The sequence below is a fragment of the Pedobacter sp. 10L46_2 genome (assembly GCF_056395165.1).
This window is the reverse complement of sequence record NZ_JBFTIZ010000044.1, coordinates 26,604-37,651: the sequence shown is the minus strand read 5'-3', so window position 1 is coordinate 37,651 and position 11,048 is coordinate 26,604. Positions and strand designations below refer to the sequence as shown.

The window sequence follows — 11,048 nt, the reverse complement described above, 5'->3', positions numbered from 1 at the left end:
ATAGTGGGTCACTAGCCCTAATTTCTATTTGAGTTCCTGATGAAAGGGATGCAGAAGTCTAAATCGAGATATGAGTCTAAACTCTGAGGAACGAATAGTTTACTTCTGCTTCCTTCTCATTCTAAATTATCAAAAACAAATCTAAAGGACGATAGGAGAGATGACGACGGCCCTTTTGTATTTTTAACATGCCGCTTAAACTTTATCGTACCTAAGCACATAGTGACGGTACAAATGACTAATCCGAAATAGTTGCTCTGCAATGAATAGCAGCACTACTAAAGGCAGCAGTAATTCCATACGGTCCGACTTCCAGAAAACATAGATAAATACAGTTAACAGGCGGGTATACTCTAGGTAGTAAATCCATTTTCTTTGTTCCATTAAGGCTCCGCAGTTAATCAATGTAAGCAGAACAAACATAACAATAAACAACTTATCTACGGTCTCAAAGTAGGGATATAAGCCGGTAATGAACGTTAACAGAATTACGCTGACAATTATTTGTATGTTTAAATAACCTCTGAATTTAAAACGATAAGAAGAGGATGCTTTGTGCTGCAGGTATCTCTTTTCAAGCATTGGCCTGATTTCCTGATCCAGTCTGGAAGGGTGACCAAAGATGATTTTTAATTTGGTCTTTACCTCGGGTACCTTTTTACACGCCGCTAAAATTTCGAGGTAGTAATGGAAGTGCTGCCATAAGAAACTATAACTTTTTACAGGATGTGTAAGGCCATACTTAGGTGGTTCCTCTTCCCTTTGGAATGTTCCAAAGATTTTGTCCCAGAAAACGAATACATCTCCATAGTTCTTATCAAGATATTTCTCATCGCTGGCATGGTGAACCCCATGAATGGAAGGTGTAACCAGAATATATTCCAGCCAGCCTAAATTTCTGATCAGCTGAGTATGGGTAAAGAAGGAATAGGCCCCATGAACAACAAGAATAGCGATCACCATGGTAGGATGAAATCCCAGCAGCGGTATAACGCACCAAAAAAGATTTCTGATCAGGGCTTGAAAAACGGTAATCCTGGCGGATACTGTAAAGTTAAATTCTTCGCTTTGATGATGTACGATATGGGCTGCCCAAAGGATATTTACCTCATGACCGAGTCTATGGTACCAATACCAAACAAGATCTGTAACCAGGATCAGTAATACCCATACCCACCAAACATTGGGTATGCTGAAAAGTGCATAGTTGGTGTAAATCCAAAAGAACAAGCTGCAGAAACTTGCTGATATAAAGAGATTGAGAAGCCTTTCGGCAATACCTATACTGAGGTTGGAAATGGAACTTTCATATTTGAACAAATGCGCCTTTTTTAGCTTTACAGCGATCCCATACTCTAAAAAAAGAAACACAAAAAAAGCTGGGATAGCAAAGGCTAAATAGTTAAAATGACTAATCATAATTTAATTCCTCTTAGCCAAATGTAAATAAATACTACTAAATTAGTAGTATTTATTTTAAACTATATTTTAACGAACCATTCAGTTTCCTTATGCAAGGTTTATACATTCCAAAATTGTATATCTATTGTTTTGCCATTGTGTAACGATTGTTTAAGCGTTGTATGAACCCTAATAATAGCTTAATTATCAGTGCTTTAGAGGTAGCCTTTTTTTGAGGTTAAGCAGGCCAATATCAAGGATTAAAATTTATTTTAATAAAGTCTAGTAAATTAGTAGTTTTTATTTATACATTTGCGACTCAATAGTTGTTCTTGTAATTTACTTATCCAGAAAGACAGAGGGAAAGGCCCTACGACGTCTTAGCAACCTGTACCAGCTTTGCTTGTAAAAGGTGCTAATTCCTGCTCCGCTAATGCGGAGAAAGATAAAATGGTAAAGAGTTGTACCTCTTCTGCATAAGCTGACATCACAGAATGATTAATTATAAACGATTAATTAAAAAAGAGGAGGAAGAAATGAGAATTTATCTAGACAATGCTGCAACCACCCAACTGGACARAGAGGTTTATAAGGAAATTATCCCTTACCTGTTAGAGTATTTTGGCAATCCATCATCACATCATGAAGATGGAAGGATTGTAAAAAGCGCTATTGAAAATGCCAGAAATACCATAGCCGATCTTTTAAATGCTGCGCCTAATGAAATTATTTTTACAAGTGGCGGTACTGAGGCCGACAACACAGCTATATTATCAAGCGTGTATTCTGAGCAGGTTAAACATGTAATTACTACTCCATTTGAGCATCATGCAGTTCTGCATACATTAGAAGCACTTAAAAAGCGTGGCGAGATAAGCCTAAGCTTTATAAATACGGATGATAGGGGAAACCTTGATGTTGAACATTTACAGCAACTATTAAAAAATAAGGAACGCTCATTGGTATCGGTAATGCATGCCAATAACGAAATCGGGAATTTAAACAACATTGAATTAATTGGCGAGCTCTGTTGTAGCAGCAACGCTATTTTTCATTCAGATACGGTTCAGACCATTGGACACTATCGCCATGATCTGTCAAAATTGAAAGCACATTTTATAGCTGCATCAGCACATAAATTTCATGGGCCAAAAGGTGTAGGATTTATTTACTGTAAAAATGGGATCCAGCTTTCCAAGCTAATCCATGGCGGATCTCAGGAACGCAGGCTACGTGCAGGAACTGAAAATATTCATGGAATTATTGGCCTGGCAAAAGCTTTGGAAATTGCATATCGTGATATTGATGAACACGCAAGGTATATACAGAAACTAAAAGACAGGATGATCTTTAAATTGAAGGCCGAAATTGAAGGGGTACAGTTTAATGGAAATTCGGGTGATGCGGATAAGAGCCTTTACACCGTTTTAAGTGTTAGCCTGCCACAACATGAAGGTGCTGATGACTTACTGGGATATCTGGACCTGAATAATATTTCTGTGTCTGGAGGAAGTGCCTGCTCTACAGGGTCGGCATCGCATGTGCTCAAAGCAATTAATGCAGATCCATCCCGTCATACGGTTCGCTTTTCATTTAGTAAGTATAATACCATAGAAGAAATAGATTACACCGTTGAAAGGCTCGCTGCAATTTATAATGTGGTAACCATATAATGTGCTTAATGGTAAAAATTAACATCCTGGCTGTGTAGATTGCGTGGCTTTATGCAATGGTGGAAAGTTCATTCAGCTCGCTTTCTGCAACACGCCGGGATGTTAATTAATAAACGTTTAACAATATACAATAACGGCCAATAGAAGGGCCAATTATAACATAAAAAATAAATACTACTAAATTGGTAGATTTTTTTTGAATTGTTATTTCTAAGCATTACCTTTACATCAATCTAATAAAGCTCCACCCCTTAGTAGATGATTTTTATTGCCAACATCTAGTAACTCCACCATTAATAGATGATTTATAAAGTTTTCTAAAAAATGATTTTTAGAAATATAAATTAACTAGTGATATGAAAAATTTAAAATTCTGTTGTTGTATGTGCATGTAGTTTCTACAGCATTCCCTGATTGATTTTCTTGAATTTATTCGTCAGAATCTAATAGCCAGGCTATTGAGGCAGGAATCGTTATGCCCAAAATTCTCTTAAACAACCTAAAAAACCCTATACAATGAACTTAAAAGATTATCTATTTAAAGCTAAATGCCTGTCGGCAGGTATTTTATTGAGTGGTGCAGCACTTGCAGGAACTAAACCTGAACCTGCAAAATTTATTAAAGAAGGCGTATGGCGCGGCGTATTTACCGTAAGCGAATCGCAGGTTCCCTTTAATTTCGAACTAAAAGGAAAAGACCCTCAGCATGCAGTGTTTACCCTTTTAAATGGCACGCGTCGCGATGATTTCCATGTACAGCTAATTGGCAAAGACTCCATATTCGTTAAAATGAACACCTATGATGCTGCTTTAGTAGCCAAAATAGAAGATGATGGAAGGCTAACTGGCGAATACAGAAGTTTGGTGCCTAATTTTAGAGGAAATGCACTTCCTTTTACTGCAGAATATGGCAAGGCATATCGCTTTGTTGAGCCGGGAAAAGACGTGAAGCCAAAAGCAGATTTAAGCGGTAAATGGGAGCTTAAGCTTTATAGTAAAGAAGCAGTTCCGGCTTCTATTGCCGTATTAAAGCAATCGGGCAATAAACTTACCGGCGTGATAATGACCGTTGTTGGCGATAGCCGCGAAATTGAAGGTACTGTACAAGGTGATGAATTTGCTTTATCTGGTTTTACAGGCCCTAGCCCTTTCATTATTAAAGGAAAAATAAATGAAGATGGAACCCTTTCCGGAGAGCAGGGTTTTGGAATTTATAAGAACATCAAATTTGATGCAACCAAAAACAATGTTGCCGATTTACCAGATCCTTATAAACTAACGTTTTTAAAGGAAGGATATAAAAAGCTTGACTTTACTTTTCCTGATTTGAACGGTAAATCTGTCTCGCTAAGCGATGACAAGTATAAAGGCAAGGTAGTTATTGTAGAGATTATTGGTACCTGGTGCCCTAACTGTACAGATCAGACAGTGTTTTTGTCGCCATGGTTTAATAAAAACCAAAAGCGTGGTGTAGAAGCCATAGCAATAGGCTTTGAACAGAAAGACAGTTTGGAGTATGCTAAATATACGCTGGGAAAACTGAGAGATAAATATGATATCAAGTATGACATACTTTTTGGTGGCCTTGCCGATAAAAAGTTGGTAGCTCAAAAACTCCCTGCACTTAACAAGTTCATTGCTTTTCCTACTACTATAATCATAGACAGAAAAGGTGAGGTAAGAGAAATTTATACCGGATATACTGGTACTGTAACAGGTAAGTATTACGATGATTATGAGAAGAAATTTAATAAAGTGCTAGACGAATTATTGGCTGAACCTGAACCAACGGCACAAGCCACGGATACAAGTAACACCTTAAAAGGTAAATAATAGTATAACCATAAAACTTAAACGATGAATAAGCGCAATTTTTTTAAAGAATTATTATTACTCTCCCTGGGCTTGCTTTTAGGCGTATCTGTATGGGCCTTAGATAAGAACCATGCGGGGAAAGTAATTAAAGAGGGAGTTTGGCGTGGTGTTTTTAATGTTAGTGAAACTCAGGTACCATTTAATTTCGAATTTAAAGGGAAAGATCTGGAGCACGGTACATTTACACTATTAAATGGAACCAGACGCGATGATTTCCATGTAACCCGGCTGGGTAAGGATTCGATTTTTATTAAAATGAATACCTATGATGCAGCACTTGTTGCCAAAATAGAAGATGATGGAACACTAAGTGGAGAGTACCGAAGTCTGGTGCCGGGTTTTAGAGGTAACTCGTTACCATTTACAGCAGAACATGGTAAGAATTACCGCTTTGTTGAACCTGGTAAGGACGTTGCACCGGTTGCAAACATTAGTGGTAAATGGGAACTGAAGTTTTATTCTAAAGAGCAGGTTCCTAATAAGGTGGCCTTGTTAAAGCAAAATGGAAACAAACTTACCGGTGTAATTTTACAGGTTACTGGCGATAGTCGTGAATTGGAAGGCACCGTACAAGGCGATGAATTTGTTTTGTCGGGTTTTACGGGTCCAAGCCCTAAAATTTATAAAGGTAAAATTAATGCTGATGGCACAATCAGCGGTGTAATATCGGCAGGGATTTACGACAATACCAAGTTTGATGGGGTAAAGGATGATAAGGCTGAATTGCCCGATCCATATAAGCTTACCTTTTTAAAGGAAGGGTATAAAAAGCTTGACTTTACTTTTCCTGATCTGACAGGTAAACCTGTATCCTTAAGTGATGATAAATACAAAGGTAAAGTGGTTATTGTTGAGATCGTTGGTACCTGGTGCCCTAACTGTACTGATCAGACTATATTTCTTTCGCCATGGTTTAATAAAAATCAAAAGCGTGGCGTAGAGGCTATTGCTATTGGTTTTGAGCAAAAAGATAGCTTGCAATATGCACAGTATACACTTGGTAAATTAAGAGACAAGTATGATGTTAAATATGACATTTTATTTGGTGGCCTTGCAGATAAAAAGGTGGTATCCCAGAAACTGCCTGCGCTGAACAAATTCATTGCTTTTCCAACTACCATAATTATAGATAGAAAAGGTGAAGTGCGCGAGATCTATACAGGATATACGGGCACAGTAACCGGTAAATACTATAAAGAGTACGAAAAGAAGTTTAATGATCTGTTGGATGTACTGATTGCAGAAGAAGTGCCTTCGAATGCATCAGCAAAATCTAATGATACTTTAAAAGGAAAATAATAGAAATCCCTCCCCCTGGTGCAGACTAAGGTTTGTACCAGGGGATTTAAAACCACTAAATAATTAAACAAAGAATATGAAATTAATACTAACTCTTTCTGCAATTACTGCAACTTCATTATTGGTTCTTACAGGAGCTGTAAAACCAACAAACGCTAACAAAACAATTTTATCTGCTAAAAAAATGGTGCCTGGAAAAGGCGCTGTTGTTAAAGCATTKGTGTTTAAAGTCGACAATGAAGGCAGTAAATTAACCTGGCTGGCAAAAAAGGCTACAGGCGAACATAGTGGATCTGTTAAAGTAAGCAACGGTAGTTTTACAGTAGAGAATAATACTTTAAAAGCGGGGAGCTTTGACATTGATACCCGTACCATAACCAATGCTGACCTTACTGATGAAAGTGCAAATGCAAAATTGGTTGGACACCTTAAAAGTGAGGACTTTTTTAGTGCAGAGAAGTTTCCTAAAGCAAATTTTGTAATCAGCTCTGCCACCAAAACTACAGGCAACCAGTACAATGTTAAGGGCAAACTAACCATTAAAGGGATAACCAACGATGTGAGTTTCCCGGCAACAATTGCAGTAAATGGTAAAAAGTTAACTGCTAATGCCAAGATAACTATAGACCGTACCAAATACGACATTAAGTTCCGCTCTAAAAACTTCTTCGAAAACCTTGGCGATAAAGTGATCTATGATGATTTTGATATCGACGTGGCACTAGTAGCCAATGCTCAATAATTGCATGACTTTACAATAATCATGAAAAAAAGAAATACCATACTTATACTGATAGCCTTTGTTTTCCTGTTGATAACCCAGTTAAGTTTCATGTCGGGTAGCGACGAGATACAGACCCGGGAGCAACTTGGCAGTAAGCTGTTTTTTGATAACATATTATCGAAAGACCGGACAATTAATTGTTCGTCGTGCCACAGACCGGAATTTGCTTTTGCTGATACTGCAGTATTTAGTAAAGGTATTGGAGGAAAACTTACATCCCGGAATTCTCCGGGATTAACCAACTTATCTGGCCGTACTCATTTTTTTTGGGATGGCCGTGCCTCATCGCTTGAGGAACAGGCTTTAGGGCCAATAACATCGCCTGATGAAATGGGCTTAACCATTGATGAGGCAATTGAACGACTTAATAACGATAAATTCTATGCAGACGCTTTTAAAAAAGTATTTAAAACAGCGCCAAATAAAGATAATTTGTTGAAAGCACTGGCTGCTTTTGAACGGACGCTGGAAACAAACAATAGCCCTTATGACCGATATATAAATGGAGATGACAACGCCATGTCAGAAGCCGCTATACGCGGACGACTTCTGTTTATAGGTAAGGGGAATTGTAACAACTGTCATTCAGGTGAAGATTTTACAGCCGATAGGTTTAAAAATATCGGCTTGTATAACGGAAAAACTTTGAATGATGCCGGCCGGTTCAGCATAACAAAGGACAGTACTGTATTGGGAGAGTTTAAAATACCCGGTTTACGTAATGTGGCATTAACAGCTCCATACATGCATAACGGCAAATTTAAAACTTTACGAAGCGTAGTAGAATACTACAACAATCCGTCGGTAGTGGTTAAAGATGGTATTAACAGGGATTTATCATTGGATAAACCCTTGAATCTATCAGGCCAGGAAATGGATGATATTGTAGCTTTTCTGGGTGCGCTTACCGACGACAGGTTCCTGTTGAACAAGTAAAAACATATAACTGACAAAATGTAATATATGCTTAAATGCATGTAGGGGGTATCCTTTTGTCTAAACTTAACTAAATCATAATGAAAAAAATTATACCGGTACTGTTGTTCTTTAGCTTTTTTTATGGGCAAAATTTATATGCGCAAAGGCGCATAATCAAGGGGGTAGTTACCTCAGCAGACGATAATTTGCCTATACCCGGAGTTTCGGTAAGGGTAAAAGGGCTTGATGACGGGCCTGCCACAAAAGAGGATGGAAGTTACCAGGTTACTATTAAGAATGGTCGGATATTGAYCTTTTCTTACATCGGATATGAAACACAAGAGGCAGAAATTGATGGCAAGGAGGTGATAAATATTAGTCTTAAGCCTTCATCAAGCTCACTGAGTGAGGTAAATATTGTTGGTTCAAACAATGCAAACAGAACTAAGCTTACCTCAGCAAACCCTGTAGATATTATTGATATAAAGGCACTTCAGGAATCGGCACCGCAGGTAACCGTTACCCAATTATTGCAGTATGTATCCCCATCATTCCACTCCTCTGTTTCAGGTGGGGGAGATGCCGCTTCGGCAACATCAACAGCGCAGCTTAGGGGGCTTGGTGTAGATCAGTTATTGGTATTGATTAATGGAAAAAGAAGACATAAAAGTTCAAACATCAGCTGGGGTGGATTAGGGAATGGAGCAACGGGCTATGATCTTAATTCCATTCCGACAGGATCTATTGAAAGAATTGAAATACTGCGTGATGGTGCTGCGGCCCAATATGGTTCTGATGCTATTGCCGGCGTTATTAATATAGTTTTAAAGAAAAGTACTGATCAGCTGTCGCTCAGCTCAACTGCAAGTGCGCGCAGACGGGGAGATGGATTAACCACAAGGACCAGCAGTAATTATGGGGTTAAGCTAGGAAATAAAGGCGGCTTTTTGAACGTAACCGGAGAGTTTGCTACCCAGGCAGTATCATTGCCTGTTGGAAACGATGATGCAGGCTTATATATAGGGCCTGCCTATGGTGGTGGTGCCAATACAAGGGGATTTGATCAGATCTATACAAAAGAAATTGATGATGCCATAATAGCCAGCAGAGGTATTGACAGGCATTATTTTGATCAGCGTGGCAGTACAAATAAAGCCATAGATGGATTACTTTTCTTTAATGCTTCTGTTCCTTTAAAGGAAGATGTGGAGTTGTACTCATTTGGAGGTATTAGCCACCGTAATTCACAGTTTACAGCGGTGTACCGTTTGCCGGGTTGGACTGAGCGCAACAATACCTTTATATATCCCGATGGGTTTTTACCGGCAATGGATAACATCATTTCTGATAAGTCGTTTGCCCTGGGCGTAAAAGCAAAGGTAAAAGACTGGAAAGTTGACATTTCAAATGTGTATGGCATTAATGATTTTGGGAATGTGATCAGCAACTCTTTGAACGCAAGTTTGGGCCAGCGTACACCCCGTAAGTTTGATGCAGGTAGTTATAACGCCAGCCAGAATACAACCAGTCTGGATTTTAGTCGCTATTTTGAAAAAGTGCTAAAAGGGCTTAATGTGGCATTTGGCGGTCAATACCGTGTAGAGAGCTATCAGATCATTGCTGGTGAGGAAGCCTCATATTCAAAAGGAGATTTGAGGGCAATTTATGGAGTAGATACAACAGCGGGTGGTATTCCTTATACCACTTCTTTAGGGTTAACGCCACTAAACGGCCTATCGCCAGGTTCGCAGATCCATGCAGGTTTTCGCCCATCGAATGAGGTGAACGTAAACCGATCTATTTCTGCAGGGTATTTAGATTTGGAGTTAAATGTTACTTCAAAATGGTTACTTTCTGGTGCGGTACGTGTCGAGAATTATTCAGATTTTGGAAGTGTGTTTACTTATAAAGGTGCAACACGCTATAGTGTTACCGACTGGCTTGGGGTAAGAGGATCAATAAACACTGGATTTAGGGCGCCTGACCTTGCGCAGTTTTATTATACTGAAACCTCTACAACTTTTCAAAATGGCGTAGCCATAGATCAGGTTACCGCAAACAATGTAAATCCGGCTACAAAAGCATTGGGGATTCCGGAACTAAAAGCAGAAAGATCTAAGGGATATACGGCCGGTTTAACCGCATCGCCAATACCAAATGTGGAACTTACTGTAGATGCATACCAGATTGATATTAAAGACAGAGTTGGTAATACCGGGCGCTTTTCGGCAACTGATACCAATTTGCCTGCCGATGTTAGGGCCTTATTTGTACAAACAGGTACCATACAGGCAAAGTTTTTTTACAATTCATTTAGCACCAGTACAAAGGGTATTGAGCTAACCGGAAGCTACAAGTTCCTGTTCAATAATGGGGCAAATGCTACTTTCCTTGCCAGTGCAAACTTTTTAGATACTAAGCTGACCAAAGTAAATACACCAAAAGGATTGGAAGCTTACCGATATATAATTTTTGATGAATCGGAGAAAGCAAGGGTAACAAACAATATCCCATCGAAGAAAATAACCTTGCAGGGAACTTATAACCTTGATAAGTTTAATTTTTTAGTGCGGGCAGTGTATTTTGGATCGGTAACATCGGTATCCCAGCTTAATGCTAACTTCCCTAAACCAGATTACTACTATCAGGTTTTTAGTCCGATCTGGATAGCAGATATATCTGCGGGATATAGAATAACCCCTACCATACAGGCAACTGTGGGTGCCAATAACTTATTCAATGTTCTGGGTGATTATAGTATTCCTGCGCCAGGAAGCAATATTACACGCAATCCGGGCCCAGGTGGTACACAAGCTGGAACAAATACAGGTATACAGCCATTTGTAAGATTATCGGCTAAGTTCTAATTATAAAATACAGAGATCATGAAATTTTTAAATATAAAGTTCGCAGGGATATTGGGTGTAATTGCTATCGTGTCTACATCCTGCAAAAAAACGGAATACCTGGATTCGGATAATGCCGACAGGCCACCTCTAAGTGCTAAAGTTAAACTGGTAAATGCATTGTCTATTACAGCACCTATTAACTTTCTTGACTTTACAAGGCAGATAAATACCACTTTGATTGTTCATAAT

General features: G+C 38.8%; 8 protein-coding genes and 1 riboswitch. Of the genes, 7 read left to right on the top strand and 1 reads right to left on the bottom strand.

Going from position 1 to position 11,048, the window contains the following annotated elements; genetic code table 11:
- Positions 1–195: 195 nt before the first annotated feature.
- Positions 196–1,419, bottom strand: a complete 1,224-nt coding sequence (locus AC1DDX_RS07330; protein WP_337717279.1) for a sterol desaturase family protein — start codon at positions 1,417–1,419, stop codon at positions 196–198.
- Between the two features lie 322 nt (positions 1,420–1,741).
- Positions 1,742–1,853, top strand: a riboswitch (SAM riboswitch).
- Positions 1,854–1,937: 84 nt separating this feature from the next.
- Here AC1DDX_RS07330 and AC1DDX_RS07325 point away from each other — a divergent pair.
- The 7 genes from AC1DDX_RS07325 to AC1DDX_RS07295 form a co-directional block, all read left to right on the top strand.
- The gene (locus AC1DDX_RS07325) at positions 1,938–3,074 is read left to right on the top strand and encodes a cysteine desulfurase family protein (protein WP_477621909.1); all 1,137 of its coding nucleotides are present in this window, start codon (positions 1,938–1,940) and stop codon (positions 3,072–3,074) included.
- A gap of 516 nt (positions 3,075–3,590) precedes the next feature.
- Positions 3,591–4,907 carry a peroxiredoxin family protein gene (locus AC1DDX_RS07320; RefSeq protein WP_172661637.1) on the top strand — a complete coding sequence of 439 codons (1,317 nt, stop codon included), beginning with the start codon at positions 3,591–3,593 and terminating at the stop codon, positions 4,905–4,907.
- A 24-nt stretch (positions 4,908–4,931) separates the two neighbouring features.
- A complete protein-coding gene (locus AC1DDX_RS07315) occupies positions 4,932–6,248 on the top strand; it encodes a peroxiredoxin family protein (protein WP_288881873.1) in 1,317 nt (438 codons plus the stop codon).
- 76 nt (positions 6,249–6,324) lie between these two features.
- Positions 6,325–6,990 (top strand): YceI family protein, encoded by a 666-nt coding sequence (locus AC1DDX_RS07310; protein WP_477621908.1) that lies wholly within the window; start codon positions 6,325–6,327, stop codon positions 6,988–6,990.
- A gap of 21 nt (positions 6,991–7,011) precedes the next feature.
- Positions 7,012–7,968 (top strand): cytochrome-c peroxidase, encoded by a 957-nt coding sequence (locus tag AC1DDX_RS07305; RefSeq protein WP_172661635.1) that lies wholly within the window; start codon positions 7,012–7,014, stop codon positions 7,966–7,968.
- Between the two features lie 80 nt (positions 7,969–8,048).
- Entirely contained in the window at positions 8,049–10,817 is a 2,769-nt protein-coding gene (locus AC1DDX_RS07300; protein ID WP_477621907.1) for a TonB-dependent receptor, read from the top strand.
- 18 nt (positions 10,818–10,835) lie between these two features.
- The coding region (locus AC1DDX_RS07295) for a hypothetical protein (RefSeq protein WP_477621906.1) at positions 10,836–11,048 on the top strand (213 nt) is incomplete at its 3' end.

Excerpts from the sequence above, each read along its gene's own strand:
- AC1DDX_RS07330 (WP_337717279.1), bottom strand. The coding sequence starts at position 1,419 with ATGATTAGTCATTTTAACTATTTAGCCTTTGCTATCCCAGCTTTTTTT.
- AC1DDX_RS07320 (WP_172661637.1), top strand. The coding sequence starts at position 3,591 with ATGAACTTAAAAGATTATCTATTTAAAGCTAAATGCCTGTCGGCAGGT.
- AC1DDX_RS07315 (WP_288881873.1), top strand. The coding sequence starts at position 4,932 with ATGAATAAGCGCAATTTTTTTAAAGAATTATTATTACTCTCCCTGGGC.
- AC1DDX_RS07305 (WP_172661635.1), top strand. The coding sequence starts at position 7,012 with ATGAAAAAAAGAAATACCATACTTATACTGATAGCCTTTGTTTTCCTG.